The organism is Luteimonas sp. MC1895 (genome assembly GCF_016457215.1).
Lineage (GTDB): Bacteria > Pseudomonadota > Gammaproteobacteria > Xanthomonadales > Xanthomonadaceae > Luteimonas.
Map to the genome: position 1 here is coordinate 1,237,322 of NZ_JAEMDY010000001.1, position 26,055 is coordinate 1,263,376.

Sequence of the window (26,055 nt, forward strand, 5' to 3'; positions counted from 1 at the left end):
CGGGTTAGATGGGGACGTACCGATGGGGAAAGCTCTTACGGGGAGGCCGGTTTGCGCCGAGGGGGGCTTCACCCTGACCGAGGTCATGGTCACTGTGGCCGTCCTGGCCGTGATCATGGCCATCGCAATACCCAGCATGACGGTAGTGGTCAACAACAACAGGTTGACCGCACAGTCCAATGAACTCGTAGCCGCACTGCAGCATGCGCGGAGCGAAGCCGTGAAATTCAATGCGCCCGTGAGCGTCTGCAAGTCCACCGACGGTGCGACGTGCTCGACGGCTGCAGGAACGTGGGGGGGATGGATCACGGTCGTCGACGCGACTGGCGAGGTGCTGAGAAGCAGGGTGCTGGACGGGCCGGTGCAGATGACCTCCGATTTCGATGCGGTGACGTTTCGCGGCGATGGCCTGGCGCGCGCTGCCGCCGGCGGCCTTCTCACGGCCGATGCCGTCGCCTGCCTGCCCACGGAGAAGCCCGTTGACAACCAGCGTGTTGTCAGCATCCGCAGCGGCAGCCGCATTTCCACTGAAAGCCGCAGCGGAGCGGGGGCATGTCCATGATCCGGAACATCAGTCGGCATCGGCGGCGCACTGTCTCGACCGCGAGGGTTGAACGCGGGGCCAGCCTGATCGAAGTGCTCGTGGCAGTACTCATCATGGCCATAGGCCTCCTGGGCATCGCCGCCATGCAGACCGCGGCGCTTCGCAACAACCAGAGTGCCCTGGAACGCAGCCAGGCGGTCATCCAGACCTACGCCATCCTGGACGCAATGCGTGCCAACCGGGACCAGGCACTGGCAGGCGCGTACAACATGGGCGCCTTGACTTGCGCGGTTCCTGCCGCGGTCGGCACGTTGGCCCAGAACGACGTGAATGCGTGGATGCAGTCGATCCACGACACCCTCGGCACCGACGCCTGCGGACAGGTGACATGTCCCGCGAACAGCCCTTGCCAGGTCACGGTTCGCTGGAATGACATCCGCGCCACCGACGGCGGCATCACCGGACAGGCCGCGGGAAACCGCAGCATCACCACGATGGCATTGCTATGAATCCGAACACGCCTCTCCGCAGAATGCGTGGCTTCAGCCTGATCGAGCTGATGGTCTCCCTGCTCATTGGTCTGCTTGTGATGGGTGCCGCGATCGGAATCTTCCTTTCAAACCGGCAGGCCTTTCGAGCGACCGAGAACATCAGCCAAGTGCAAGAGAGCGCGCGTACCGCGTTCGAGCTGATGGCCAGGGACATCCGCGAAGCCGGTGGAAATCCCTGCGTGAACAACCTTCCGATTGCCAACGTCATCAACTCGCCGGCGGATCGCTGGTGGACCGACCTTCAGCAGTGGGGAACGGCCGTCCGGGGCTATGGGAACGCGGAGGCCTTTCCGGACGCTGGATTCGGGACTGCCACGGCGCAGCGCCTTGCCGGTACCGATGCCATCCAGCTGCTTTCGGGAGAAGACCAGGTGGTGACCATCAGCGCCCACAACCCCGGTGCCACCCAGTTCACCCTCAACACTGACGTGGGCAGCCTGGGCTTCAGCGCGGGCGACCTCATGCTTGCCTGCAATTCCCGACAGGCGTCGCTGTTCCAGGCCAGCAGCGCGGGCGGAACCCAGGTCATGCATGCGGCGGGAGGATCGCCTGGCAATTGCTCGGGCAACCTCGGTCTCGTCGCCGAAGGTGCCGCGTGCTCGGGCCGCCCGGTCTTCACGTATGCAGCTCCGAACTCCGTGCTGGTGCGCATGCATGCCACGAGGTGGTACATCGCCAATAACGCGCGCGGGAGACGATCGCTCTACCAGTCGAGAACGACGGGAGGCGCAATTGCCAACGAGGAAGTCGTCGAGGGCGTGGCCGACATGGAGATCACCTATCTGCTGCGTGGTGGCACCGTGTACGTGGACGCCGCCACCGTAGCCGGCGCCTGGGGCGACGTGATCGCGACCCGTGTGGAGTTGACGTTGGAAAGTCCCGAGAACGTGGGCGTGGATGGAGGTCGGCTTGACCGTCAACTGGTCCAGGTCACGACGCTCCGCAATCGGAACTCCTGAAATGTCCAAGAACCTTGCCTCCCCGTCCCGCTACAGCCGCGGCGCATCGTTGCTCGTGGTGCTGATCCTCCTCCTGGTCATGACCGTGCTGGGGCTGACCATTCTGCGCAGCACCATGCTCGAGGAGCGGATGAGCGCGAACATGTTCGACCGGAGCCTGGCCTTCCAGGCGGCCGAGACCGCCCTGCGCGAAGGCGAGGCGCTGGCCGCGCTGCCAGCGACCCGCGCGAACGTCCCCGATCCGGGCGAGCCCTGCGTAGGGGGGCTGTGTCCCACACCCGATGCCAGCCAGCCGGATCGCTGGCTGGACAGCGCATTTGCTGGCTGGGTCAGCGCGGGCACTGACGTGAGCGCCTTGGCCGCGACCCCGCAATTCTTCGTGGAGTACATGGGGGATGCGCCGACATGGCCCGGATGCGACCTTGTCGACGAAGCGAACATGTCACCGCTCTGCATGCGGCCGCGTTATCGCATCACGGCGCGCAGCCAGGCAGCGGACCGCGCCTCGGTCATCCTCCAGTCGAATTTCATTGCCCAGTAACTGCGTATAGCGGAGCAGCACCATGGATATTCGTTTTAACAGGAAGTCTGCAGACGCGCGCCAGTCACGTTCGCTGGCGATGGCCGTCGGTTTCCTCGCGACTATGCTTTCAGCCCCCGGAGCTGCAAGCATCTCCATGCCCAATGAGCCGTTGACGACGGGCGCGCGCGTCGCGCCCAATGTTCTTTTCATTCTCGACGATTCAGGGTCGATGTCGTTCACAGAAATGTACAACCCTGTCGTGAGTTCGGTGTCGTCTGTCTCCGGAATCCGAGCGCGCTCGTACGCGACCAACACCATTTATTACAACCCCGCTGTGACGTATCGGCCCTGGGTCACCGCCGGCGGTGCCCTCATGACCGGCGGCACTGGCTACGATGGGGTCTACGGGGACTTCAACAATGCCGGCGGAAATACGATCAATCTCTCCAGTTCTTCCAGCTGCCGGTCATTCAACCAGAACGACAACGCCACCTCCGGCGAGATGTCGGGCGGCACGCAGGTATGTGGTGGCACCCAGACCTACTACGTGCCTAAAAACCCGGCAATGACGTCACAAGCCTACCTGTCTGACGGGAGGAACTACTGGCGATACCAGATCCATACCGACGGGAGGGTCGTTCGCAGCGAGTATGGTCCACGAACAGGCAGCGCCCCCGACTTCAACAGGGGTCTCGACAATCGCGATTGCAGCAGTGGTAGTGGCACTGGCAATGCCTGGCGCAACTGTACTTTCGCGACCGCTGCTCCGGGGGTTACCGGTCGTAGCGAGGAGGCCGAGCGAAACAACTACGCGATCTGGTTTTCGTATCATCGCACCCGGATGAAAGCTGCAAAGGCGGGTGCGAGTGAAGCGTTCAGTGATCTCAGTGACGACGTCCGCGTCGGCTTTCGCACGATCTGGAGGCGCAACGGTAGCCAGACGAATGGCAACTGGCCTACGCAAAGCAACCCGATACCGGTGAATTACAACAATGGACTCTTTTCAGACGTGACCATTGGTGGTGTCCTGTACAACAACAGGTCGAGGTGGTACAGCAGGCTGCAGAGCTCGATCGGATACAACGGTACGCCGCTGCACGGGGCCCTCCAAGCAGCCGGCGACTATTTCAGCGGCGATAGCGCGAGCGGCGCGTACGGGCCCGAATCTACTGAGGAACAACTTTCCTGCCGACAGAATTTTGCGATTCTGACCACAGACGGCTACTGGAACGATTACAGCAATTACAGCAACGTCGGCAACGTCGACAACACCGCTGGTTCCCAGATCACGTCTCCATCCGGCCAGAGCTACCAGTATTCCCCGTCCGCGCCCTACAAGGATGGCCATGGCGGAGCTAGTGGAACCCTCGCGGACGTCGCGATGCGTTACTGGAACCGCGATCTGCGCTCGGATCTCCGGAACATCGTACCGACAACGGCTGCCAATCCCGCGTTCTGGCAACACATGGTTACCTTCGGCATCTCGATCGGCCTGCAGGGAAGCACTGGCATGCGAAGCGTAGGTGATGTTCCTAGCAACTATGCGTCGTGGCCTGATCCTACGGACGGCGAGGACGCCGACCGCATTGACGATCTTCTGCATGCTGCTGTCAATTCACGAGGTACGTTCCTGTCTGCTTCCAACCCGGAGGAGTTCCAGGAAGGTCTGAAGGGAGCGCTGGCCGCCATTGTGGAACGCACCGGCTCTTTCTCCAATGTCGCAGCGAACTCTTCCACGCTGAATGCCGAGACCCAGCTCTTCCAGGCCAACTATGTATCCGGCGTGTGGACGGGCGACATTCTGTCCTTCGCTCGCAACGCTGCAGGGACGGCATTTGAAACGACGCCCGAATGGAAGGCGTCCGAGCAGATTCCGACTGTAAATCGTCGCGTGTTCACGAAGGCGGGAGCGTTCCCGGCGAGCGCCACCGCAGGACAGTTGAGCGCATTGAGGAGGACCGCTGCAGGAGACTATCCTGTTACTGGAGAGAACAACGCGGCGTACCTGACTGGTGCGCGCGAACTCGAACTCCGCAACGGCGGTAATCTCAGGAACCGGAATCATCTTCTGGGTGACATTGTGAACTCGTCGCCGGCATATGTCGCGGATACCAAGACGCTGTATGTCGGCGCGAATGACGGCATGCTGCATGCCATAGATTCTGAAGACGGCAAGGAAGCGTTCGCGTTCATTCCTGATGGAATCCACTGGGGTAATTTCGGCAGCCTGAGCAGGCCGGATTACGGCCACCGTTACTTCGTCGATGGCCCAGTGGTGGTCTCAAGTCGCACACAGACTCCTGGCGAGAATATTCTCGTGGGTAGCCTTGGCAGGGGCGGAAAGGGGATATTCGCGCTCGACGTAACCACTCCGGCAAGTTTCAACGCGTCGAGCTTCAAGTGGGAAAAGTACGAGACACCAGGCAACAACATGGGTCTGGTGCTGGGGAAGCCGATCATCGGGCGGTTGAACAACGGCGAGACGGGCTTGATCGTGCCTAACGGCATCAACAGCACGACGGGACGCGCAGTTCTCCTTGTCTACAACCTGCGGACGGGGGTGTTGTTGCGCGAGATCGATACCCTGGTCGGCTCTCCCGCTGCGAACAATCCTGATTCGAACGGCCTCATGGCGCCGGTCGGTCTCGACCAAGACGCGAACGGGACGCTTGACGTGGTTTATGCCGGTGACATGTTGGGCAACGTATGGAAGTTCGATCTGTCGGCAAGCCTGCCCGCCGGGTGGGGCGTGGCATTCTCGGGCGACCCGCTGTTCACGGCGCGCGGCCCGAGCGGGGAGCGACAGCCGATCATGGGAGGTGTTGCGGTTGGCATCCATCCCACCAGTTATCGTCCATGGGTGTTTTTCGGCACTGGCCGATTCATGACAGTCAGCGATCCCTCCAACCAGGATGTGCAGGGGCTGTACGGAATTGCAGACTTTGGTACACCGATTACAAACAAGGCCAGCCAACTCACGCGTCGCCGTGTCATCGTGGCAACGACGGCGGATGGGAGGCGCATCCGCGGCTTCCAGGCCAATGACGCCCTCCCGCCCGGTTCACGGGGCTGGTACGTCGACTTGCTGGAACCCCCGGCACCCGGGACACCCATCGGGGAGCGGATCGTGACGGCACCCCAGATGAGCGGCAGTGCGCTGGTGGTCAGCAGCATCATTCCGCTATCCGACGCGTGCGAGTCGGACGGGCGCGGGTATATCAATGCCTTGGATGCGTTCACTGGGACAAGCACGAGTTCGCCATTTTTCGATACCGATGGCGACGGCGATTTCACCGACGAGATGGTGGAGGCGGTTGATGAGGACGGTAATACGATCCTGGTTCCCATTGGCTCCGTCGACCCCGGACTCGGCATGGTGACGCAGCCCACACTCTTTGGTGGTGGCGGTGGGGGCGGTGGAGGTGGAAATGGTGAGGCCTGCGCATCAGGTTCTACCGGCGAAGCTGGCTGCATCGACATCGACGACCTTCGGAATACGGGCCGCGTTTCCTGGCGCGAAGTCCTGGGGAGATAAGACATGGATCAGAGGTATTCCCGGTCGTCAGAGCTCGGCTTCACGCTGTTGGAGGTGATGATCACGGTCGCCATCGTTGCGATCCTCAGTTCGATTGCCTACGCCAGCTATGACTCCTTCATGGTCAACAGCAGGCGGGCCGCCGCCGCGACGTGCTTGCAGGAGCGCGCGCAGTTCATGGAGCGCTACTACTCGACCTATCTCACTTACAACCGGGTTGCGACCCCGCCTGTCATCGCCCAGTGTGGCGCCGAGATCACGCCGTTCTACCAGGTGGGCATGCGGGCCGGTTCGCTGGGGGCGAAGACCTACATCCTGCAGGCGGTGCCACAGGGTATCCAGGCCGCAAAGGACGTGGGCTGCCGGACACTGACCCTCAATGCGCAGGGTGTACGTGGAGTGACGGGAACCAAGCCAGTGGAGAGATGCTGGTAGTCCTCTAAAAGTCCCCATGGCCGCCCCGGGGTGTACGGGGCGGCCTGGTTCACGCCCTCGGACTCCTCTCCTCCCGCACCTTCGGCCGCCGATCACTGACCAGCACGCTCAGCACGATCCCGAACCCCAGCGCCGAGGCCAGCAGGAACATGACCATCGCCACCGCGGGATAGCCGAACAGCTTCGGCCCCACGACATCGCCGCGCATCAGCATCGCGCTGGCCATGATCAGGGCGGCGACGATGACGCCGGCGGCGACCCGATTGGCGATCTTCTGCAGGTTCTCGGTCAGTCGCGATTCCTGCAGGCCGCCGATGTTGACCCGCAGCTTGTTCTCCGACACGAGGGACAGGATCGTCGAGAGTTTCCGCGGCGCCTCCTGCAGCAGGGCCTGCAGCTCCATGGCGTCGCCGGCCAGGCGGCTGGGCGAAAAGGCCTGGCGCATCCGCTGGCGCATCAGCGACTGCAGGTGCCCGTCGACCACGCGCTTGACGTCGAGCCCGGGCTCCAGCGCGCGGCTGACGCCCTCGAGGTTCAGCAGGGTCTTGCCGAGCATCTGCATCTCGGGCGGCGAGCGCAGTCCGCAGGTCAGCCCGAGGCGGGCGAGTTCCAGCATCAGGCGGCCTTCGGACAGGGCCTGCGAGCCGGCATGCGCGGCGTAACGCGCCACGAGGTGGCTGACCTCGCGCACGTAGCGGACCTCGTCGAAGTCCTCGAGCTGGATGGACATGGCGATGGTCTCGCCGGCCACTTCTTCGCCGCGCCCGTCGACTGAGGCCAGGAGGAGCTTGAGCAGGTGCTCGCGTTGGCGCGGCGGGACATGCGCGACCATGCCCAGGTCGAAGATCGCCAGGCGCCCTTCTTCGGTCACCAGCATGTTGCCCGGGTGGGGATCGGCGTGGATTTCGCCGTGGACGAAGACCTGGTCGAGATAGCCGCGCATCAGCGCCGAGGCCAGCAGCTCGTAGTCGTTCTCGGTACGCCGCAGGCCGCCGAGCGACGTGACCTTGGTCCCACGCACGAGCTCCATGGTGAGCACGCGCCGGGCGCACAGGTCGCGCAGCGGCGCGGGGACCTGGAGTTCGGGGTAGTCCGCCAGGCGCTCGCCGAATCGTTCGAGGTTGTCGGCCTCCAGGCGATAGTCGAGTTCCGCCATCAGCGACTTCCGGAACTCCTGCACCCATTCCGAGAACCGCACGCGGCGCCCGATGCCGGTGGCGCTGTCCGCGCGGCGCGCCAGGCCGGCAAGGGTGTCGAGGTCGATCATCGCTTCGTTGTCGACGCCCGGACGCTGGACCTTGACCGCGACCTCGCGCCCGTCGTTCAGCACGGCGCGATGCACCTGGGCCAGGGAGGCCGAACCCAGCGGGACGTCTTCGAACTCCTTGAACAGCTTGCCGAGCCGCACGCCGAGTTCGGCTTCGACGATCTCGCGGATCTCGGCGGCGGGGACGGGCAGCACGTCGTCCTGCATCCGCTCGAGGGCTGCCAGATAGGCGGGGGGAACCATGTCGGTCCGCGTGGACAGTGACTGGCCGAGCTTGATGAAGGTAGGCCCCAGGGCCTCCAGGTCGCGGACGAAAGCCACGGGTCCGAGATCGTCGGCCTCCTGTGGGGATTCCACGACCTCTGCGACCACGACGGTGTCGCTGCCGGGGTCGGCGAATACCCCTGATGCGCGGTGCTTGAGTACGAACCGCAGGATCTGGGCGCTGCGCGCCATGCTGCTGTTTCCGGCCATGGGCCCTCCTGTTCAGCGCAAGGTAGCCCTGCGGGTGTCAAGGCGGGCTGAGGGCCAGGACCTTGCCGGTTCGAGTCCGTCACGCATCTCCCACCGGGTCGGCCTTAGGGTCGGACATTCTCCGCACGGGACGACGGCCATGAAGCTCTCCATGACCCTGCTGGCGCTTGGCTGTGGCATCGCGACCATGCTGGCGGGCTGCGATCACAGCGACAGACGCACCGATGCCGGCGAGGCGCGCGACCAGGCCGAGGCGGGGCAGGCTGCTGCGCAGTCCCCGGGCGGAGCGGAACAGACAGGGACTTCGCGGCAGCCATCCGACCCGTCCGGCATGACGGTGGGTTCGCGCGTTGAGCCACGCGATGGCGGACAGACCACGCTCGCGATGTCGGGCACGCCGGCGTCCCACCTGGTGGATGGTGCAGGAAGCGCGGTGTACGTACTGGCGGGCAACTCCGACGGCAGCAAGTGCGACGCAGCCTGCCAGGAAGCCTGGCCGCCGGTGCTGGCCCATGAGGCCCAGGCCGGGGCGGGAACAGGCGTTGAAGCAAGCAGGATCGGCACGCTGGAACGCAACGGACGGACGCATGTCACCTACGGCGGCCAGCCGCTCTATCGGTATGCCGCGGATGCGGGCGCCGGGCGCACCGCTGGCGCCGGGGTACAGGACCAGTGGGGCAAGTGGTCCCTGGTCGGTCTCGACGGGCAGCCGCTCGCGGACCCGGCGGCGCCGGGCGACTAGCTTTCCCCGGTCGCAACGGGCATGCGAGAACAGAGGCTCGTGTGGGCTCGAGCGATATATGCGGTCGCGACGCAAATTCAGCTACCACGATCCAGAACGAGTAGCCGTGACGATCGCCGTCGCGGCAGAGGTCTTGGGCCTCAATGGCACTGAGGGCGGGAGGAGTCGCTCAGAGCGATCCGGGTGCGGACGCTGATCTTCAGCGCCCAGCATCCGACTGAGTCTGGTCGACCAGGCCGGCGATCCCGTGCCGCGTTGCAACCTTCTGCAACAGCACGTCCACCCACTCGTGCTCGGTCGGCGCGAGGTCCTGGAACCCCGCGCAATGCTGCTCCCACACCTGCCGGAGCTCACCCACGTCGATCGCGCGGCGCTGGCAGGACGCGAGTGCCGCGTCCAGCTCGTGCAGGCGATTCATCAGCTCCCTGGTTTGCACGGACAGCGCTCCGGATGAGGAGTGCAAGCATGCGCGGACGGGCCGCTTGAGGGCGTGAAGTGGGTGTCTGCTGCGGCAAGAAGGTGATCGCGGCTGTAGCCGCTCCTACAGGGGGAGATGGGCGAGCCCGGTGCCGCCACTCCGTGGCAGGTGGTCGGTTCCAGTGCGTCGTGACGACTCCAACGGCGGCGGCCTGGCTTGGGTGGCGGCCAGCATGAGCTCGGTGCTAGCGCCGTGTGCCCTCAAGGCGAAGCGTCGCCCCCTTGGTCAGGATCGTCCTTCCAGCGATCGCTGCGCTCGTCGCGGTCGGCATCGCGCCACCGGCTTCGCGCATCCAGCTCCCCGTCCTCGACGCGCCGCGGCTGCGTGCTCTCGCCGCGACCGCGCCCCGGGTAATCGCCACGACCCGGCCCGTTTTCCTCGTAACCGCTTTGTCCCGGCACGCCTGGCGTGTCGTCGACGGGATCGCGTCTGCCGGCCGAAGGCTCGACATCGTCGTAGGGCTCCGGACCGTCCTGCCGACGCACGCCACCCGCGCGATCGGCCGCGTCCTTTGCGCCGGCAGCTGCATCGGACTCCAGGCGCTTCGCACCGTCGACCTTGTCGCGCTCCACGCCGCCTGCAGGGGCGTCGTCGCCGCTGTGCTTGCCGCCCTGGTTCATGTCGTTCTCCTGATTCGAAGTGTCGAAGCGTGCTCAGGCCGAGGCCTGCCCACGGGTATCGGTTGCATCGTCCGCGATCGCCTCGGCCTCCTGCGCGGCGACGCGATCATCCAGCGCCTGCAGGAAGCTGGAGGTCCACCAGTGCACATCCTGCTCCTGCAGCGATCGCAGGGACTGTGAGTGGCGCTCCCGACGCTCGCCCGACTCCATCCGCATGGCCATGCCGATGGAGTCGGCCACGCCGCCGATGTCATAGGGGTTGACCAGCACCGCGCCGGACAGCTGTTCGGCGGCCCCGGCAAACCGCGACAGCAGCAGCACGCCCGGATCATCCGGGTCCTGCGCCGCGACGAATTCCTTCGCCACCAGGTTCATCCCGTCGCGCAGCGGGGTCACCAGGGCCATGCGGGCAGCCGCGTGGAAGCCGGCGAGGGTCTGCCGACCGAGATTCCGGTTCACATAGCGGATCGGCATCCATTGCGGGTCGGAGTACTGGCCATTGAGGTGGCCGGAAATGCGTTCAAGCTCGTGGCGCAGCTCGCGGTAGCTGCGCACGCCGCCACGGGAGACCGGCGCCACCTGCAGCAGGGTCAGCTGTCGCGCCTTGTCCGGGTGCCGGCGCAGGAATTCGCCGAAGGCGTTGAACTTTTCCACCAGTCCCTTGGAGTAGTCGAGCCGGTCGACGCCGATGGCCAAAGCACCCTGGCCCAGGCTTTCACGCAGCCCGCGCACCGTGGCCGAGTTTCGTGCCTTGCGCGCCGCGTCGGCGAACTCGCCGGCGTCGATGCTGATTGGGAAGGCCCGGGTCAGCGGCGGTGGGCGGTGGCCGCCCAGCGACAGTTCGCCCTTCTCGGACGCGTCGCGCAGGTAGGCGTCGAAATTCTCGCGGTCGCGGTTGGTCTGGAAGCCGACCAGGTCGTAGGCCGACATCGCCCCGAACACGCTGGCGTGGTGGGGCAGGGCGCGCGCGAGGTCGGGCGGCGGGAAGGGCACGTGCAGGAACAGCGCCAGCGGATTGTCGACGCCGCGCGCGCGCAGCTCGCTGGCCAACGGCAGCAGGTGGTAGTCCTGGATCCAGACACGGTCGCCGGGCTTCAGCAGCGTGGCGAGTTGCTCGGCGAAGCGCGCGTTGACCTGGCGATAGGCGACGTGCGTCTCGCGGCTGTATTCGACCAGGTCGAGGCGGTAATGCAGTGCCGGCCAGAGCGTCCGGTTGGAGAAGCCGTCGTAATACCCGGCGATGTCGGCCTCGGTGAGGTCGGTCGTGACGTATTCGACGTTCCCGGCCTGGGTGCGATGCAGTTCGCGCGTGCCGTCGCGGGTCGCCTTGCCGCTCCATCCGAACCAGACGCCGCCGGGCTCCCGCAGCGCCGCGTCCAGGGCAACCACCAGGCCCCCCGAGCGCGCCTGCTGGGGGATGGCAACGCGGTTGGAAACGATGACCAGGCGCGACATCCGTGGGTCCCTGGAACGGTGGGACCATGGACGCTAGCGCCGTGCCGGTTAGGCCGCGTGATGGGCCCCGGCTGCCTGGCTGCTGCGCCGGGCGGCTGGGCGCGGGCGGATCCGGCCAAGAAAAAGGGCCTGCGGATCGCTCCGCAAGCCCTTGAATTCTTTGGCGCCCGAAGTTGGACTCGAACCAACGACCCCCTGATTAACAGTCAAGTGCTCTAACCGGCTGAGCTATTCGGGCGGGGACGCACATTCTAGTGCCTGCGCCGCTGGGGTCAAGACGGATGTGCGTCCCGGGCGTCAGGGGCAGGGCGTGCCGCGCCCGGGCCGTTCGGTGCGCACCCGCCCCAGGCGGTTCACCACCACCTTTCCGCGCAGCTGGTCGCCGATGCAGGCGTTCACCGTCAGGTTGCTGTGAGCCGCCAATCCGCTCGGCTGGTAGCGAAGCAGCGATCGGGTCCCGCTGAGACGGAGCGTCCCGCTGCCGGCAGCGGGCGCGTCGCTGGCGCGGAGCAGGTCGGCGGCGGCGTCCGGCTGGCGGTTGCCGTCGGCGTCGCTGAAAACCAGCCAGCCGCGGCTCCAGTCGCGGTCGCCGCTGCAGCCGGTGTCCGGCCGCCCCGGGCAGACCACGACGGCTTCGCGGCGCATGATCGCGCTGCTCCGGGCCATCGCCATGTCCGCCGAGACCAGGTGCAGGCTGGTGGCCAGGCGCTGGTGTTCGACCACCGCCGCCAGGGCGGGGACCCCGAGCCCCAGTCCGATGGCCATGACCGCCACGACGACCATGGCCTCGATCAGTGTGAAGCCGCGGTGCGGCGCGCGGGTAACGGCGGCTTCCATGCCAGCCTCTTTCGCGGGTTGCGGGGAGTCGATGGTGCGCAGGCGCTGCAGGCCACGCCATCGGCACAGTCGGCATGCGGCGGTGGGATTTCGACCCCGGCGCGCCACCGGGATGTCCGCGCGGGCCGGTCCGCATTCGCCGGACGTTGTCATCGGCCTGCCTACAATGCCCCGATGAACACTCCGGGCCACTCGCGCTTCCAGCTCGTCTCCCCCTACCAGCCCGCCGGCGACCAGCCGCAGGCCATCGCGCGCCTGGTCGATGGCTTCGAGGCCGGGCTGGCGCACCAGACCCTGCTCGGCGTCACCGGTTCGGGCAAGACCTACACCATCGCCAACGTGGTGCAGGCGGTGCAGAAGCCGACCATTGTCATGGCGCCGAACAAGACCCTCGCGGCGCAGCTGTACGGCGAGTTCAAGTCCTTCTTCCCGCACAACGCGGTCGAGTACTTCGTCAGCTACTACGACTACTACCAGCCCGAGGCCTACGTGCCCTCGTCGGACACCTTCATCGAGAAGGACAGTTCGATGAACGAGCACATCGAGCAGATGCGGCTGTCGGCGACCAAGGCGCTGCTGTCGCGGCCCGATGCGCTGATCGTGGCGACGGTGTCGGCGATCTACGGCCTGGGCGATCCCGAGGACTACCTCAAGCTGCGCCTGATCCTCGCCCGTGGCGAGCCGATCGAGCAGCGGCAGCTGATCCGCCACCTCACCGAGCTGCAGTACACGCGCAACGACACCGAGCTGCGCCGCGGCACCTACCGCGTGCGCGGCGAGGTCATCGACGTGCACCCGGCGGAGTCGGAGGCCGAGGCGCTGCGCATCGAGCTGTTCGACGGCGAGGTCGAGAATTTGGCGCTGTTCGACCCGCTGACCGGCGAGGTGCAGCGCAAGGTCCCGCGTTTCACCGTCTATCCCAAGACGCACTACGCCAGCACGCGGGAAAGCGTGCTCAACGCCATCGAGACCATCAAGGTCGAGCTGAAGGACCGGCTCGAGTTCCTCTACGCCAACAACAAGCTGGTGGAGGCGCAGCGGCTGCAGCAGCGCACCCAGTTCGACATCGAGATGATGGCCGAGGTCGGCTTCTGCAACGGCATCGAGAACTATTCCCGGCACATGACGCGCCGCCCCCCCGATGCGCCGCCGCCGACGCTGTTCGACTACCTGCCACCCGATGCGCTGCTGGTGGTGGACGAATCGCACGTGACCGTGCCGCAGATCGGCGGCATGTACCGCGGCGACCGCGCGCGCAAGGAGACGCTGGTCGAGTTCGGCTTCCGCCTGCCCTCGGCGCTCGACAACCGGCCGCTGCGCTTCGAGGAATGGGAGGAGCGCGCGCCGCGCAAGATCTTCGTCTCGGCCACGCCCAGCAAGTACGAGCTGGAGCATTCCGGCGACGAGGTGGTCGAACTGGTGGTGCGACCGACCGGCCTGATCGATCCGGAGGTGGAGATCCGTCCGGTGGCGACCCAGGTCGACGACGTGCTGGGCGAGATCAACCTGCGCGTCGCCATGGGCGACCGTGTGCTGATCACCACCCTCACCAAGCGCATGGCCGAGAACCTCACCGAATACCTCGGCGAGCACGACGTGCGCGTGCGCTACCTGCACTCCGACATCGACACCGTGGAGCGGGTGGAGATCATCCGCGACCTGCGCCTGGGCAAGTTCGACGTGCTGGTGGGCATCAACCTGCTGCGCGAGGGCCTGGACATGCCCGAGGTCTCGCTGGTCGCGATCCTCGACGCCGACAAGGAGGGCTTCCTGCGCTCGAGCGGCTCGCTGATCCAGACCATCGGCCGCGCCGCGCGCAACCTGCGTGGCAAGGCGATCCTCTACGCCGACCGCATGACCGATTCGATGAAGCGCGCCATCGAGGAGACCGACCGGCGCCGCGCCAAGCAGGTCGAGTACAACCTCGAGCACGGCATCACCCCGCGCTCGGTGGCGCGGCCGATCATGGACATCATGGAGGGCGCCCGCAGCGACGCCGCGGAAGCCAAGGCCGGCCGCGGGAAGGGCGCGCGGAAGGTGGCCGAGCGCGGCGAGGACTACGCGCGCATGGACCCCGCCCGGGCCGCGGCCACGCTCCGCGAGCTGGAGCAGCAGATGTACCAGCACGCCCGGGATCTCGAGTTCGAGGAGGCCGCGGCGGTGCGCGACCGCATCCAGACGCTGAAGGAGGCGATGCTGGCGGTCCGCTAGGCTTGCCGCCCGGCGAACCACCGGCTAGAATTCGCGTCCCTTCGGGGCGGTTAGCTCAGCGGTAGAGCACTACCTTGACATGGTAGGGGTCACAGGTTCGAACCCTGTACCGCCCACCACGCCAATTGGCGTGGACCCTGCGCCAGCACTGGCGCACCGAAGGTGACCGTGGAACCCCTGGCCCTGTCAGGGGTTTTCGTTTTCCGGACCGACCTCAGCCTGCACCCCGGCGCTGGCGCCTGCGCCGCACGACGGCGGCGATCGTGGTGACGCCCGCCAGGAGCATGAAAAGACCCACCTCGACGTCGCGCGGGTCCTTTGCATCGGAGGCGAGCGCGATCCATAGCGCGGCACCACCGAAGATCAGGGCCAGCACGCCTGCCACCATGATGCTTCCGGTTCGCGACGGCGGCGCGACGCCCTCGGCCACCCGTTGCGCCACCTGCATGCGCTTGCGCCGGCTGCGGCGGAGCAGCAGCACGAAGGTGATGGCACTCAGGCCGTACATCGCGGGTTGCGCCCACGCGCGGGCGGGCGGCCCACCCAACATTTCCACCGGGATCAGCAGGAGCCACGCGGCATTGACGCCAATGAAAAGCGCGGCGATCGCCAGGCCGATGGGCCGGAGGATCCTCATCGCCGATTCGGGGATCGGAGCGGTGGGGTCACCAAGATGCATTCATGACTCCTTCCGTGGGTGGCACCGGCAATGGCTGGCCTGCACCCTGGGGGGCAGGATATCGGCTGACCGGGGAAGGGCAACGCTGGCCGGCGTGGCGTCGTAGGCGAGCGCCGTGCCCTGATGTCCGCCAGCGCAGATTCGATTCAAGGGTCCCAGGCACGTCATGCTCTCCCCGACTTGCGTGGAGGCGGCACGCCGGCGCGGGTCCGCGACACGTGTCCGTGCCCCGGGACATGCCAGCGCCAAGGCAGTTCGATGGCATGGCGGATCCCCACGCGGGGCCCGACGGCGGGTTCCTCCGGAGGCGGGGTGCCGTCGGACCCGATCCAGATCCCGCGATCGGGCAGCACGAGATCCGCGCCGTCAAGGTCGCGGTCCAGTCCCATCGCCTGTCCGAGGCGGCCCGGCCCGGAGGCGAGGTCGCGGTCTTTCTTCGGCGGCATTCCTCGTGCCTCGCGCATGGCGTCCAGCCCATGTACCGGCTCCATCGCCCGCAGCAGCACGCCCCAGCCTTCCCCGGGCGAGCCGCACACGGCGTTGCCGCACCAGTGCATGCCATAGGTGAAGTAGACATATAGGTGCCCGCCGGGGCCAAACATGGTCGCGTTGCGCGCGGTGCGTCCGCGATAGGAGTGGGCCGCGGGATCGTCCCTGCCGGCGTAGGCCTCGACCTCGACGATGCGCCCGACCCGCCCGTCGGCGCGCACCAGCAGCTTGTTGAGCAGGTCCGGCGCCACGTCCACCGGGTGGCGCAGGTAGAACGCGCGTGGCAGCGGCGGCCACGCCCCGGTGGCGGATGCGCTCATGGCCTGCCACCGCGCTCGCCGATGTCGCGGTGCAGGATCCGCCGGATCTCGAGGATCGCGGCGGCGGTCTCCTGCACGCTGTGGCCGGACGTGATCACCTTCTCCGAGAGCGCACCTGGCAGGTGGGCGCTGCGATACGGCACCAGGCCGTCGTCGGACTGCTCCAGCGGCAGGTCGGGATCGGCGCGCGCGATGATGCTGTGGTAGCGCACGCGCGGCGACATCGGAAGGTCGGCCGCGGCGCGCACGAAGGGATCGTCCTGGCTCAGGTTGGCGATGCTGTTGGGGATCGCGAAGTCGCCGGGCACCGGTTCGTCCCCGCCGGTGACGAGCTCGGCGACCTCCTCCAGCACGGTCAGCGGCAGCCGCACCACCTTGCCGATGAGCCGCCCCAGGCGCGAGCCGGCCGCCGCCGTGCCGCGGTGCGGGGCGGCGATGAAGACCACCCGGTCGACGCCGGGCAGCGGCTCGAAGCGCAGCATGCGTTCCAGCCGCGGGCCGGCGCGCTCCAGGCGACCGTCATCGAGTCCGTAGTTCGCCTGCATCCAGTTCCAGAGCTGGTCGTCCGCCGATGACACCAGCAGCCGCGACAGCACGCCCCCCATGCTGTGCCCGATCAGCACCGCGTTGCGGGAGGCCTGAGCCGTTCCCTGCGGATCGAAGCGGTGCAGGGTCTCGGTGACGATGCGCCGGATCGCGGCCTGGTTCAGCACCAGCGGCATGTTGGTCGGGTAATAGACCTGCCAGATCTGGAACTCCCGGCGCAGGGTCTCGTCACCCATAACCTCGTTGGCGACGTTCACCCAGGCTTCCGGGCTGCTCGCCAGTCCATGGATCATCAGCAGGATCCGGCGATCCGGGTCGTAGGGCTGCATCATGTACAGGTGCGGCCGGGTGATGCCGTTCTCCCGCCCCAGCAGCGTCTGCAGGGACTGCCGCGCGAAGCCCGAGCGCGCCAGCCACAGGCCGTAGCCGGCGGTGTAGTTCGCCGCCAGGGGCACGCGCAGGCCGTGCAGCCCGATCGCGTCTTCGCGATAGGGATCGTGCGCGCTGATGGTCAGCTCCCGCGTGGCCAGGATGGTGGCGAGATCGTCGCCCGGAAAGCGGATCAGCAGGGTGAGCGCCGGCGAGGGCATCTCGCTGTAGGCGCGCGGACGTGGCGGTCGCGGCTGCGACGCAACGTCGGGGTCGCCGTCGGCCTGCCGTGCCGTACCGGCGGGGACGCCGGTCACCGGGTCGTCTCCCATCACCGCCACCACTTCGGCGCCGAAGCCGTCGCGCCGGTAGATGCTGCGCAGGCCGGCGAAGTTCAGCGCCGACGCGGGCACCAGCTCCTGCGGCAGGTCGACGCCCTCGGGCATGCGGATCCCGGACAGGTCGCTGTGGACGGTCCAGCCGGCGATCTGCAGGCTGGCGTCGTCCCCGCCGGTGACCCTGGCCGACGCGCCTCCGGTCATTCGCTGCGCGCGCTGCCAGCGTTCGAACATGCCGCTGGCGGCCCGCTGCACGGCGTAGTTGTAGTAATCGCGGACCTGGGTCTGGCGATCCTCGAATGCCCGTTCGCCGGGCGCGCGTTCGCTGAAGAACAGATAGGCGTAGGCGTGGCGCGCCGCTTCCAGCCAGGCGTCGATCTGGACATCTTCTGCCGGCGGGGAGTCGGCCGGTGTCAGGGCGATCGCCTGCTGGATCCAGAGTTCGGCCAGTGCCGCCAGGCGGCGCTCCTCGGCGATGCCCGCGACCGCCGCCAGCGCCTGCATGCATCCCGGTGCCGGCAGCGTGGCGCAGGCGTTCTCGTCGAGCCCGACCACGCGCAGGGTTTCCTGCGTGGCCGTGCCCAGCCGATCTGTCGTGAGGATGTCGCCGCGCTTCATGGCGATGTACTCGCCGGGACCCATCGGCTCGGCCTCCACCTGCGGGCCGAATTCACGGAGGATCGCGCATCCGTTGAGCACCAGCAGCCCAAGGCCGAGGAGCAGCAGGCGCAGCGGCGATGGGCGTCGGTTCAAGGCGCGGGTTCCGTTCGCAGGGGGCGGGGAAACAGGTGGACGTCGTGCGACGCGCGAGCCCATGGGCTGCCGCATTCACGAAGACCCCACCGCCGGCAGCATACCGTCGGCTGCATCGCATCCGTGGCAAGGAGTCAGGCAATGATCAAGTGGGCCATCATCCTCGCCGTCATCGGCCTCATCGCCGGGGCCCTGGGCTTCACCGGCGCCGCGGGTGCGGCGATGGGCATCGCGAAGTTCCTGTTCTTCGCCGCGATCATCATCGCGGTGGTGCTGTTCGTGCTTGGCGTGACGATCTACAAGAAGGTGACCTGAGCGCAGCCGGATCGGCAGCAGGCAGGACTGGCGCCGCGGCGGGCCGCGTGCTTGACTGCCGGCCCTTGTCGCAGGCCAGGCGCCCCATTCCATGAAGACCCCGAGCGGCCTCCAGCCGCTGATCGACGACGGCGTGATCGACGAAGTCATGCGCCCGCTCAAGAGCGGCAAGGAGGCCGCGGTCTACGTGGTCCGCGCCGGCGACGCAATCCGCTGTGCCAAGGTCTACAAGGACATGGCGCAGCGCAGCTTCCAGCAGCGCGTGCAGTACCAGGAAGGCCGAAAGGTGCGTGGCAGCCGCGAGGCGCGCGCAATCGGCAAGGCCACGAAGTACGGCCGGAAGCAGCAGGAAGCCGAGTGGAAGAACACCGAGGTCGAGGCGCTGTACCAGCTGCGCGACGCGGGCGTGCGCGTGCCCGAGCCCCATGGCTACTTCCACGGCGTGCTAGTGATGGAGCTGGTGGTCGATGCCGATGGCCACTCGGCGCCGCGCCTGGCCGAGGTGGAGCTGTCGCCGGAACAGGCACGCGGCTTCCACCGCGTGCTGGTGCGGCAGGTGGTGCGGATGCTCTGCGCCGGCCTGATCCACGGCGACCTGTCGGAGTACAACGTGCTGGTGGCGCCGGACGGCCCGGTGGTGATCGACTTCCCGCAGGTGGTCAGCGCATCGGGCAACAACGCCGCGCGCGCCATGCTGCTGCGCGACGTCAACAACCTCACCGCCAGCCTGGGCTTCTGGGCGCCCGACCTGCTCGAGACCTGGTACGGCGAGGAGATGTGGGCGCTGTTCGAGGCGGGCGAGCTGCGCCCGGACAGCGAGCTGAGCGGGCATTTCGTGCATGATGAGTCGATGCCCGACATCGACGGCGTGCGCGCCGCGATCAATGACGCGCGCGAAGAGGCCCTGATCCGCCAGCAGGGGCGCGAGGCGGCCGAAGAGCAGGACTGAGCGGCGCCGGGGCGTGGCAGGCGCTGCGCGGTGCGGTGGTTTTCAGCGGGCCGCCATGCGCGCATCCGGCGCGAGCTCGGACGCAGCCACCTCGCGGACGAAGCAGCGGCGGTAGGTTTCGATATCGCCCAGGCCGATGCCGTAGGGGTCTCCGGCGACATAGAGCGTGGCGTGCGGCACGCCGCAGTCGAGCGGCAGTTCGCTGGCCTGGGCCAGCGCGTGGCGGAAGCCCGCGAAGGCCGGTGCCTGCAGGTGCTCGATCAGTGACCAGGCCATCAGCGGGCCGTCCCACTGCGGCTTGGCCTTGTGCATCAGCGCGTAGCGCGCGGTCCCGCGGGGCTGCCAGTCGAAGGCGTCGAACAGGGCGCGGATGCGCGCATCGCCGATCCCGTCGCGCAGCGCCCGTCCGGCTTCGCGGCCGAGCAGGGTCATGTGCAGTTCGTGCTTGCGCTCGAGGACATGGCCGTCCAGCCGCAGCCGCATCGGCGCGCCCGGAGGCAGCAGCATCGCGGGATCGAGCGGCAGGATCAGCGCGCTGTCGTCGCGGAAACCAGGCCAGCGCATCGGCATGCCTCCTCCCCGGGGACTCGCGCCCGAGCTTACGCTAAGCTCCGCCAGGCCGGGCACCGGCACACCAGGGAAGGTGACATGGACAGGATCAGGATGACGCTGGCACTCGCGTGCCTGTGCGCGGCGTGCGTGGCGGGACTGTGGCTCTCGGGCGCGCTCACGCTGCGCCTGCTCGGGATCGCCGGGGCGGAAGCCGGCTGGACCACCTGGCTCGACTACCTGCGCGCGCTCGGACATCCTGACGTGGCGCCATATGCCGGCCGCATCCGCCTGGCCGGCGGGATCGGCCTCGGACTTCCGCTGCTGGCAGCGGGCGTTCCGGCATTCCTCCTGCTGCGGCCGCGCCGGCGCTCGCTGCACGGCCGTGCCCGCTTCGCCAATGCCGTCGAACTCGCGCGCCGCGGGCTGTTCACCCGTTCCGGCCAGGCCATCGTGGTCGGGCGCTGGTTCGGGCGCCTGCTGCGCTTCGACGGCCAGCAGTCGGTGCTGCTCGCCGCGCCCACGCGATCGGGCAAGGGGGTGGGCGTGGTCGTGCCCAACCTGCTCGACTACCTCGGCTCGGTGGTGGTGCTCGACATCAAGCAGGAGAACTTCGCCCTGACCAGCGGCTGGCGCCGCGCGCAGGGCCAGGCGGTGCATCTGTTCAATCCCTTTGCGGAAGACCGGCGCACGCAGCGCTGGAATCCGCTGTCCTATGTCTCGACCGAGCCGCTGCAGCGCGTCTCCGACCTGCAGGGCATCGCCAACCTGCTGTATCCGGATGCAGGACCGGAGCAGAAGTTCTGGACCAGCCAGGCGCGCAACGCCTTCCTGGCCTTCGCGCTGTACCTGTACGACCACTACGAGGCCCAGTGCCGCGACGGCATGCCCGTGGAATTCCACCTGTTCCCGACCCTGGGTCGCGTCTTCCGGCTCTCGTCGGCCGAGGGCGCCACGGCGCGCCAGCACCTGCAGGACCTGGCGTCGCGGCCATTCCTTGGCGAGCACGCGCGCCGTGCCTTCGGCAACCTGCTGTCACAGGCCGAGGAGACCTTCGCGTCCATCCTCGGCAGCTTCCGCGAGCCGCTGAACCCGTGGATCGACCCGCTGCTGGACGCGGCCACCAGCGGCAACGACTTCCTGCTCGACGACCTGCGGCGGCGATCGATGACGGTCTACGTGGGCGTACCGCCGCACCGCCTGGCCGAGGCGCGGCCCCTGCTCAACCTGTTCTTCAGCCAGCTGATCAACCTGAACACGCGGGTCCTGCCGCAGGATGATCCGGCGCTGCGCCACCCGTGCCTGCTGCTGATGGACGAGTTCACGGCGCTGGGGCGGATCGACATCATCGCCACCGCCATGGCCTACATAGCTGGCTACAACCTGCGCCTGCTGCCGGTGATCCAGAGCATGGCCCAGCTCGACGCCGTCTATGGCAAGGACGTCGCGCGCGCCATCGCCACCAACCACGCCATGCAGGTGGTATTCGCGCCCCGGGAGCAGCAGGACGCCAACGACTATTCCGAGATGCTGGGCTACACCTCGCTGCGCCGTCGCAACCTGACGCGCGGCCGCAGCCGGCGCGAGGTCAGCCGCAGCGAGAGCGAAGAGCGGCGCGCGCTGATGCTGCCGCAGGAGCTCAAGTCGATGGATCCGAAGCGCGAGATCGTGTTCTGCGAGGGGCTGGCGCACCCGGTGCGCTGCGCCAAGATCCGCTACTACGCCGACCGCCGCTATCGCTCCCGCCTGCTGCCGCCGGTCGCGATCCCGCCGCTGCCGACAACCTGAGGACGCGGTGAACGCAGGCGCGTCCCGCGCTGCGCGCCGGGACCACGCGGCGTATCGTGCGAGACTGCTCCGCACGTATCACGAGGTGACCCCCCATGAAGCCTGTCTTCATCGCTGCGGCCCTGGCCGCGCTGGCGTTCGCCGCGGCGCCCGTCGCCGCACACGCGCAGGACGAGCCCGAGGAAGCCGCGCGCAGCCGCGCCAAGGACGCGCGCAAGGCCGACGACCGCTTCTGCATCGAGCAGACCGGTTCGCGCATCACCGCGGCGCGCAACGCCCGTTCGCGCGGCGACCAGAAGGACTGCGTGGCGGCGGGCGGGCGTGTGTACACGCGCGAGGACATCGAGCGCAGCGGCTCGACCGACCTGCACGACGCCTTGCGCAAGCTCGATCCCTCGATCCGCTGAGTCCCGCGACAACCCACGGGCACCCGGTCACGCGGGGCGTCCACGCTTCGGTGGCCCAGCGTTGGCCCCACGACGCCCGGCCATGTGCCGGGTGTCTTCTTTTCGGCGATGCGATAATCCGGCGTCCACTCCGCCGCTGAACCGTCGCCCATGTCCAACCGCCACGACCCGTCCCGCAGCGTCCGCGCGCCCCGCGGCAGCACCCTGAGCTGCCGCTCCTGGCTGACCGAGGCGCCGTACCGGATGCTGCAGAACAACCTCGACCCCGAGGTCGCCGAGCGGCCCGAGGACCTCGTGGTCTACGGTGGCATCGGCCGCGCGGCGCGCGACTGGGCGAGCTATGACGCGATCCTCGAATCACTGCGCACGCTGGGCGACGACGAGACCCTGCTGGTGCAGTCGGGCAAGCCGGTCGGCATCTTCCCGACGCATGCCGACGCGCCGCGCGTGCTGATCGCGAACTCCAACCTGGTGCCGGCCTGGGCCAACTGGGAGCACTTCGACGAACTCGACCGCAAGGGCCTGATGATGTACGGGCAGATGACCGCGGGCTCGTGGATCTACATCGGCAGCCAGGGCATCGTCCAGGGCACCTACGAGACCTTCGTCGAGATGGGGCGCCAGCACTACGGCGGCAGCCTCCAGGGCCGCTGGATCCTGACCGCCGGTTTGGGTGGCATGGGCGGTGCGCAGCCACTGGCGGCATCGCTGGCCGGCGCGTCCTCGCTGACCATCGAATGCCGCCAGGCGAGCATCGACTTCCGCCTGCGCACGCGCTACGTCGACGAGCAGGCAACCGACCTCGACGACGCCCTGGCGCGGATCGCGAAATACGTCGCCGCGGGCGAGGCGAAGTCGATCGCGCTGCTGGGCAACGCCGCGGAAATCCTGCCCGAGCTGGTCAAGCGCGGCGTGCGCCCGGACTGCGTCACCGACCAGACCAGCGCGCACGACCCGGTGCACGGCTACCTGCCGATCGGCTGGACGGTCGAGCAGTGGCTGGACGCGCAGGCCTCGGAGCCCGCCAGGGTCCGCGACGCAGCCAAGCAGTCGATGCGCGTGCACGTCGAGGCCATGCTGGCCTTCCACGCCCGCGGCATCCCCACCGTCGACTACGGCAACAACATCCGGCAGATGGCAAAGGACGCCGGCTGCAGCAACGCCTTCGATTTCCCGGGGTTCGTGCCCGCGTACGTGCGGCCGCTGTTCTGCCGCGGCATCGGGCCGTTCCGCTGGGTGGCGCTGTCCGGCGATCCCGAGGACATCCATCGCACCGATGCCAAGGTCAAGGAGCTGATTCCCGACGACCCGCACCTGCACCGGTGGCTGGACATGGCGCGCGAGCGCATCAGCTTCCAGGGCCTGCCGGCGCGGATCTGCTGGGTCGGCCTGGGCCAGCGCCATCGCCTCGGGCTGGCGTTCAACGAGATGGTCCGCAACGGGGAGCTGAAGGCGCCGGTGGTGATCGGCCGCGACCATCTCGACAGCGGCTCGGTGGCCTCGCCCAATCGCGAGACCGAAGCGATGGCCGACGGCAGCGATGCAGTGAGCGACTGGCCGCTGCTCAATGCCATGCTCAACGTCGCCAGCGGCGCGACCTGGGTCAGCCTGCATCACGGGGGCGGCGTGGGGATGGGCTACAGCCAGCACAGCGGCGTGGTGATCGTCTGCGACGGCAGCGAGGATGCGGACCGGCGCCTCGCGCGCGTGCTCTGGAACGATCCCGGCACCGGTGTCATGCGCCATGCGGACGCCGGCTACGACATCGCCAGGCAGTGCGCGCGGGAGCAGGGTCTCAAGCTGCCGATGGCCTGAGCCGCGCGTGCAACCATGCGGCCGGCGGATTCACCGCGCGGCGCGCACCCGGCCGCCATAATCGGCGGCAGACACTTCCATGCAGGAATCTTCGATGGGCAACGGACAGGGCACCACCGGCAACGTGATTGCCGCGATCTGCAGTCTCTTCATTCCCGGCCTCGGCCAGCTGGTGCAGGGGCGGGTGGTCTCGGCGATCCTCTGGTTCACGGCGGGCTGCATCGCCGGCGCGGTGACCTGGCTGCTGACCCTGACCCTGCTGCCGTTCGGCTGGTTCGTGGTGAGCCTGTTCTCCTGCATCAGCGCGGCCATGTACCGCGCACCGGTGACGCGCTGACCGCGATGAGCGCCGGCCGCCGGTCGCGTGCCCGGCGGAAGACCGCTCACGCCCGGATTCAGCGCACCGCCGCGGCCGCCGGGTCGTCGAACAGCCGACCGTAGTCCGCCAGCGCACCGCGCATGCCGGCGACCGGCGCCGGATCCGCCGGCGCAGCCCGAAGCGCCTGCGAGCCCGCCATCAGCCGCGCGAGGATCCCGTGCAGCGCGACGTCGGGTTCCGGGTCGAGCTCGCAGTTGCCGAACATGTACTCGATCGCGGCATCGACATCGCCCGCCACTGTCAGCACGTTGCCTTCGCCGAGGTGGCCCATCTCGAGGTGGGCGAGTGTCGCCACCGCCTTGCGGACCTGGCCCATGCCTTCGACCAGAGGGGCGTCCGGCGTCCATCGCACGTGACCGGCCGGAATGGCCGCGGCCGGCGTGTCCGCGGCATGGTGTGCATGCGCCGCGGGAGTCGTCCCGGCCTGTCGGGCATGCGCGGCGTGCGCGCCATGGTCGTGCTGGGCGTGGGCCAGGCCCGGGACGATCGCCAGTGACAGGGCCAGCAGGATGGGAAGGGGCTGCATGGAGGACTCCTGGTTGCTTTGCGTGTCGCTCCATCCTCGGCCATCGCCTCGGGGCGGGCCATGACAAGGGTCAAGCAGGGGGGCACGCGTGTCCTGGCCGCTTGGGAGGCCGACGACGCGGCCTATTCATAAATGTCCAGGCGTGCTATAATTGCTCCGTAAGTTGCTGTAATCATTAGATTTATGGAGGATCAAAATTACCAGTCACCTGAAAAACACCATCCTGTCGCTGTTCCCCGCCCAGACCTCGCGCGTCACCGCGCCGCGCCGCCGGACCGCTCCGGCCACGAGCATCACCCGCATCCAGGCCGGCTTTCCGCATGCCGCCCTGGTGGTCGCCAACGCTGCCCATGCCGGCGGCCAGCGCCGCAGCGTCCGCCAGTTCCCGACCTACACGCGCGGCAGCTACCTCTCCCATACGCGCCACGACGTGCGCCGGCGCCAGCCAATCTTCCGCATCGGCTAGCGGCCGTGGCGCATGGCCTGCGCGGCGCGATGTAAAAACCCTTTGACATCGCGTCCGGGCCGGATGTACGTTTCGTTTTACATCCACTGCCTGGAGCCCCCCCGATGATCGCCCGTCGTTTCGCATTGCCGATGCTGCTCGCCGCGGCGGGCCTGGGTCTCTGGCTGCTGCTCGCAGGCGTGGAATCGCTGTTCGGACTCGATACCGGCGCCGTCGGCTTCGCCGTGCTGGTGCTGGCGGCGTGGAGCGCGCTCTACGGTGTCTGGCAGCTGTCACTCACCGAAAGCGAGCTGCAGGTGTCACCCGCCGAATGGAAGGCCTGGATCGGAACGGCGTTCATGGCGGTGGCGGTGCTGTACTTCGTCGCCCGCATGCACGTGTTCCAGACCCCGAGCCTCGCCGACAGCCCGGAAGCCCGGCAGGTGGGCCGCAACCTCGTGCTGCTGCTCGTGGCATGGACGGTGCTGTCGTCCACCATCGGCAGGCGCTGGAAGGACCGCGTGCAGGAGGACGAGCGCGACCGCGAGATCGAACGCGAAGCCGCGGGCTGGGCGCGCAGCGCGGTCAGCGCGATGATCGTGTTCCTCGCAATCCTGCTGGGCCTGTCGCCGGCGGACCGCCTGCAGTGGGCCACCCTCCCGATGATCGCCAACCTGCTGGTGCTGGTGCTCATGCTCGGCTGCCTCGTCGACAACGGCGCCAGCGCGGTGCGCCACTGGCTGGACCGGCGCTGAGC

General features: G+C 67.8%; 25 protein-coding genes, 2 tRNA genes and 1 pseudogene. 17 read left to right on the forward strand and 11 right to left on the reverse strand.

Annotated elements, in window-relative coordinates; all coding sequences use genetic code 11:
* Positions 1–22: 22 nt before the first annotated feature.
* From JG616_RS05515 to JG616_RS05540, 6 genes are read left to right on the forward strand one after another with little or no spacing between them, the layout of a single operon-like run.
* Positions 23–562, forward strand: a complete 540-nt coding sequence (locus JG616_RS05515) for a GspH/FimT family pseudopilin (protein ID WP_199360613.1) — start codon at positions 23–25, stop codon at positions 560–562.
* Positions 553–1,053, forward strand: coding sequence for a type IV pilus modification protein PilV (gene pilV, locus JG616_RS05520; RefSeq protein ID WP_234446578.1), 501 nt, complete (start codon positions 553–555; stop codon positions 1,051–1,053). Before JG616_RS05515 ends, pilV begins: the two co-directional genes overlap by 10 nt.
* Entirely contained in the window at positions 1,050–2,054 is a 1,005-nt protein-coding gene (locus JG616_RS05525; RefSeq protein ID WP_199360615.1) for a PilW family protein, read from the forward strand. The genes pilV and JG616_RS05525 overlap by 4 nt, the downstream gene beginning before the upstream one ends.
* Before the next feature lies 1 nt (position 2,055).
* On the forward strand, positions 2,056–2,595 hold the full coding sequence (locus JG616_RS05530) for a PilX N-terminal domain-containing pilus assembly protein (protein WP_199360617.1): 540 nt from the start codon (positions 2,056–2,058) through the stop codon (positions 2,593–2,595).
* A 22-nt stretch (positions 2,596–2,617) separates the two neighbouring features.
* Positions 2,618–6,112: a PilC/PilY family type IV pilus protein gene (locus JG616_RS05535; RefSeq protein ID WP_199391900.1), complete on the forward strand. Its 3,495-nt coding sequence runs from the start codon at positions 2,618–2,620 to the stop codon at positions 6,110–6,112.
* A gap of 3 nt (positions 6,113–6,115) precedes the next feature.
* The gene (locus JG616_RS05540; RefSeq protein ID WP_199360621.1) at positions 6,116–6,547 is read left to right on the forward strand and encodes a type IV pilin protein; all 432 of its coding nucleotides are present in this window, start codon (positions 6,116–6,118) and stop codon (positions 6,545–6,547) included.
* A 49-nt stretch (positions 6,548–6,596) separates the two neighbouring features.
* Here the strand turns inward: JG616_RS05540 and JG616_RS05545 are convergent, their stop codons facing one another.
* On the reverse strand, positions 6,597–8,288 hold the full coding sequence (locus JG616_RS05545; protein WP_199391901.1) for an AarF/UbiB family protein: 1,692 nt from the start codon (positions 8,286–8,288) through the stop codon (positions 6,597–6,599).
* A 151-nt stretch (positions 8,289–8,439) separates the two neighbouring features.
* Here JG616_RS05545 and JG616_RS05550 point away from each other — a divergent pair, with 151 nt between their 5' ends.
* The gene (locus JG616_RS05550) at positions 8,440–9,030 is read left to right on the forward strand and encodes a hypothetical protein (protein WP_199391902.1); all 591 of its coding nucleotides are present in this window, start codon (positions 8,440–8,442) and stop codon (positions 9,028–9,030) included.
* 199 nt (positions 9,031–9,229) lie between these two features.
* Here the strand turns inward: JG616_RS05550 and JG616_RS05555 are convergent, their stop codons facing one another.
* From JG616_RS05555 to JG616_RS05575, 5 genes and pseudogenes are all read right to left on the reverse strand, one after another.
* The gene (locus JG616_RS05555; protein ID WP_199391903.1) at positions 9,230–9,466 is read right to left on the reverse strand and encodes a hypothetical protein; all 237 of its coding nucleotides are present in this window, start codon (positions 9,464–9,466) and stop codon (positions 9,230–9,232) included.
* A gap of 242 nt (positions 9,467–9,708) precedes the next feature.
* Positions 9,709–10,128 (reverse strand): hypothetical protein, encoded by a 420-nt coding sequence (locus JG616_RS05560; RefSeq protein WP_199391904.1) that lies wholly within the window; start codon positions 10,126–10,128, stop codon positions 9,709–9,711.
* Between the two features lie 105 nt (positions 10,129–10,233).
* Positions 10,234–11,583 (reverse strand): annotated as a pseudogene (locus JG616_RS05565) (trehalose-6-phosphate synthase); the annotation flags it as partial.
* A gap of 161 nt (positions 11,584–11,744) precedes the next feature.
* Positions 11,745–11,821, reverse strand: a tRNA-Asn gene (locus JG616_RS05570).
* Between the two features lie 59 nt (positions 11,822–11,880).
* Entirely contained in the window at positions 11,881–12,420 is a 540-nt protein-coding gene (locus JG616_RS05575) for a GspH/FimT family pseudopilin (protein WP_199360903.1), read from the reverse strand.
* A 174-nt stretch (positions 12,421–12,594) separates the two neighbouring features.
* Between JG616_RS05575 and uvrB the strand changes: the two genes are divergently transcribed.
* Both uvrB and JG616_RS05585 read left to right on the forward strand, forming a co-directional pair.
* Positions 12,595–14,631 (forward strand): excinuclease ABC subunit UvrB, encoded by a 2,037-nt coding sequence (uvrB, locus tag JG616_RS05580; protein WP_199360634.1) that lies wholly within the window; start codon positions 12,595–12,597, stop codon positions 14,629–14,631.
* A gap of 44 nt (positions 14,632–14,675) precedes the next feature.
* Positions 14,676–14,750: transfer RNA gene (locus JG616_RS05585), tRNA-Val, on the forward strand.
* Between the two features lie 95 nt (positions 14,751–14,845).
* On the opposite strand, the gene JG616_RS05590 is transcribed toward JG616_RS05585, so the two are convergent.
* The 3 genes from JG616_RS05590 to JG616_RS05600 form a co-directional block, all read right to left on the reverse strand.
* On the reverse strand, positions 14,846–15,310 hold the full coding sequence (locus tag JG616_RS05590) for a hypothetical protein (protein WP_199360636.1): 465 nt from the start codon (positions 15,308–15,310) through the stop codon (positions 14,846–14,848).
* Positions 15,311–15,474: 164 nt separating this feature from the next.
* Positions 15,475–16,119, reverse strand: a complete 645-nt coding sequence (locus JG616_RS05595) for a DNA-3-methyladenine glycosylase (RefSeq protein ID WP_199360638.1) — start codon at positions 16,117–16,119, stop codon at positions 15,475–15,477.
* On the reverse strand, positions 16,116–18,125 hold the full coding sequence (locus JG616_RS05600) for an alpha/beta fold hydrolase (protein WP_234446579.1): 2,010 nt from the start codon (positions 18,123–18,125) through the stop codon (positions 16,116–16,118). Before JG616_RS05600 ends, JG616_RS05595 begins: the two co-directional genes overlap by 4 nt.
* A gap of 141 nt (positions 18,126–18,266) precedes the next feature.
* Between JG616_RS05600 and JG616_RS05605 the strand changes: the two genes are divergently transcribed.
* Together JG616_RS05605 and JG616_RS05610 are read left to right on the forward strand one after the other, a co-directional pair.
* Complete coding sequence (locus tag JG616_RS05605; protein WP_199391907.1) at positions 18,267–18,440, forward strand: DUF1328 family protein; 174 nt, start codon at positions 18,267–18,269, stop codon at positions 18,438–18,440.
* A 91-nt stretch (positions 18,441–18,531) separates the two neighbouring features.
* Positions 18,532–19,389 carry a PA4780 family RIO1-like protein kinase gene (locus JG616_RS05610; RefSeq protein ID WP_199391908.1) on the forward strand — a complete coding sequence of 286 codons (858 nt, stop codon included), beginning with the start codon at positions 18,532–18,534 and terminating at the stop codon, positions 19,387–19,389.
* A 42-nt stretch (positions 19,390–19,431) separates the two neighbouring features.
* Here JG616_RS05610 and JG616_RS05615 read toward each other — a convergent pair whose 3' ends face one another.
* Positions 19,432–19,953: a hypothetical protein gene (locus JG616_RS05615; RefSeq protein ID WP_199391909.1), complete on the reverse strand. Its 522-nt coding sequence runs from the start codon at positions 19,951–19,953 to the stop codon at positions 19,432–19,434.
* An 84-nt stretch (positions 19,954–20,037) separates the two neighbouring features.
* On the opposite strand from JG616_RS05615, the gene JG616_RS05620 reads away from it, so the two are divergent.
* The 4 genes from JG616_RS05620 to JG616_RS05635 all read left to right on the forward strand — a co-directional run bounded on the left by JG616_RS05620 (position 20,038) and on the right by JG616_RS05635 (position 24,285).
* On the forward strand, positions 20,038–21,726 hold the full coding sequence (locus tag JG616_RS05620; protein WP_199391910.1) for a type IV secretory system conjugative DNA transfer family protein: 1,689 nt from the start codon (positions 20,038–20,040) through the stop codon (positions 21,724–21,726).
* A gap of 95 nt (positions 21,727–21,821) precedes the next feature.
* Entirely contained in the window at positions 21,822–22,133 is a 312-nt protein-coding gene (locus JG616_RS05625) for a hypothetical protein (protein ID WP_199360650.1), read from the forward strand.
* A 150-nt stretch (positions 22,134–22,283) separates the two neighbouring features.
* Positions 22,284–23,948 carry a urocanate hydratase gene (hutU, locus tag JG616_RS05630; protein ID WP_199360652.1) on the forward strand — a complete coding sequence of 555 codons (1,665 nt, stop codon included), beginning with the start codon at positions 22,284–22,286 and terminating at the stop codon, positions 23,946–23,948.
* A 94-nt stretch (positions 23,949–24,042) separates the two neighbouring features.
* Complete coding sequence (locus JG616_RS05635; RefSeq protein WP_199360654.1) at positions 24,043–24,285, forward strand: hypothetical protein; 243 nt, start codon at positions 24,043–24,045, stop codon at positions 24,283–24,285.
* A gap of 58 nt (positions 24,286–24,343) precedes the next feature.
* On the opposite strand, the gene JG616_RS05640 is transcribed toward JG616_RS05635, so the two are convergent.
* Positions 24,344–24,853: a DnrO protein gene (locus tag JG616_RS05640; RefSeq protein ID WP_199360656.1), complete on the reverse strand. Its 510-nt coding sequence runs from the start codon at positions 24,851–24,853 to the stop codon at positions 24,344–24,346.
* A gap of 331 nt (positions 24,854–25,184) precedes the next feature.
* Between JG616_RS05640 and JG616_RS13735 the strand changes: the two genes are divergently transcribed.
* Together JG616_RS13735 and JG616_RS13620 are read left to right on the forward strand one after the other, a co-directional pair.
* Positions 25,185–25,319: a hypothetical protein gene (locus tag JG616_RS13735; protein WP_255527406.1), complete on the forward strand. Its 135-nt coding sequence runs from the start codon at positions 25,185–25,187 to the stop codon at positions 25,317–25,319.
* 104 nt (positions 25,320–25,423) lie between these two features.
* Positions 25,424–26,053 carry a hypothetical protein gene (locus JG616_RS13620; RefSeq protein ID WP_234446580.1) on the forward strand — a complete coding sequence of 210 codons (630 nt, stop codon included), beginning with the start codon at positions 25,424–25,426 and terminating at the stop codon, positions 26,051–26,053.
* The last annotated feature ends 2 nt before the right edge of the window (positions 26,054–26,055 follow it).

What these genes read in the sequence shown, in the direction of transcription:
- JG616_RS05515 (WP_199360613.1), top strand. Translation starts at nt 23, where the DNA reads ATGGGGAAAGCTCTTACGGGGAGGCCGGTTTGCGCCGAGGGGGGCTTC.
- pilV (WP_234446578.1), top strand. Translation starts at nt 553, where the DNA reads ATGTCCATGATCCGGAACATCAGTCGGCATCGGCGGCGCACTGTCTCG.
- JG616_RS05525 (WP_199360615.1), top strand. Translation starts at nt 1,050, where the DNA reads ATGAATCCGAACACGCCTCTCCGCAGAATGCGTGGCTTCAGCCTGATC.
- JG616_RS05530 (WP_199360617.1), top strand. Translation starts at nt 2,056, where the DNA reads ATGTCCAAGAACCTTGCCTCCCCGTCCCGCTACAGCCGCGGCGCATCG.
- JG616_RS05535 (WP_199391900.1), top strand. Translation starts at nt 2,618, where the DNA reads ATGGATATTCGTTTTAACAGGAAGTCTGCAGACGCGCGCCAGTCACGT.
- JG616_RS05540 (WP_199360621.1), top strand. Translation starts at nt 6,116, where the DNA reads ATGGATCAGAGGTATTCCCGGTCGTCAGAGCTCGGCTTCACGCTGTTG.
- JG616_RS05545 (WP_199391901.1), bottom strand. Translation starts at nt 8,288, where the DNA reads ATGGCCGGAAACAGCAGCATGGCGCGCAGCGCCCAGATCCTGCGGTTC.
- JG616_RS05550 (WP_199391902.1), top strand. Translation starts at nt 8,440, where the DNA reads ATGACCCTGCTGGCGCTTGGCTGTGGCATCGCGACCATGCTGGCGGGC.
- JG616_RS05560 (WP_199391904.1), bottom strand. Translation starts at nt 10,128, where the DNA reads ATGAACCAGGGCGGCAAGCACAGCGGCGACGACGCCCCTGCAGGCGGC.
- JG616_RS05575 (WP_199360903.1), bottom strand. Translation starts at nt 12,420, where the DNA reads ATGGAAGCCGCCGTTACCCGCGCGCCGCACCGCGGCTTCACACTGATC.
- uvrB (WP_199360634.1), top strand. Translation starts at nt 12,595, where the DNA reads ATGAACACTCCGGGCCACTCGCGCTTCCAGCTCGTCTCCCCCTACCAG.
- JG616_RS05590 (WP_199360636.1), bottom strand. Translation starts at nt 15,310, where the DNA reads ATGCATCTTGGTGACCCCACCGCTCCGATCCCCGAATCGGCGATGAGG.
- JG616_RS05595 (WP_199360638.1), bottom strand. Translation starts at nt 16,119, where the DNA reads ATGAGCGCATCCGCCACCGGGGCGTGGCCGCCGCTGCCACGCGCGTTC.
- JG616_RS05605 (WP_199391907.1), top strand. Translation starts at nt 18,267, where the DNA reads ATGATCAAGTGGGCCATCATCCTCGCCGTCATCGGCCTCATCGCCGGG.
- JG616_RS05610 (WP_199391908.1), top strand. Translation starts at nt 18,532, where the DNA reads ATGAAGACCCCGAGCGGCCTCCAGCCGCTGATCGACGACGGCGTGATC.
- JG616_RS05615 (WP_199391909.1), bottom strand. Translation starts at nt 19,953, where the DNA reads ATGCGCTGGCCTGGTTTCCGCGACGACAGCGCGCTGATCCTGCCGCTC.
- JG616_RS05620 (WP_199391910.1), top strand. Translation starts at nt 20,038, where the DNA reads ATGGACAGGATCAGGATGACGCTGGCACTCGCGTGCCTGTGCGCGGCG.
- JG616_RS05625 (WP_199360650.1), top strand. Translation starts at nt 21,822, where the DNA reads ATGAAGCCTGTCTTCATCGCTGCGGCCCTGGCCGCGCTGGCGTTCGCC.
- hutU (WP_199360652.1), top strand. Translation starts at nt 22,284, where the DNA reads ATGTCCAACCGCCACGACCCGTCCCGCAGCGTCCGCGCGCCCCGCGGC.
- JG616_RS05635 (WP_199360654.1), top strand. Translation starts at nt 24,043, where the DNA reads ATGGGCAACGGACAGGGCACCACCGGCAACGTGATTGCCGCGATCTGC.
- JG616_RS05640 (WP_199360656.1), bottom strand. Translation starts at nt 24,853, where the DNA reads ATGCAGCCCCTTCCCATCCTGCTGGCCCTGTCACTGGCGATCGTCCCG.
- JG616_RS13620 (WP_234446580.1), top strand. Translation starts at nt 25,424, where the DNA reads ATGATCGCCCGTCGTTTCGCATTGCCGATGCTGCTCGCCGCGGCGGGC.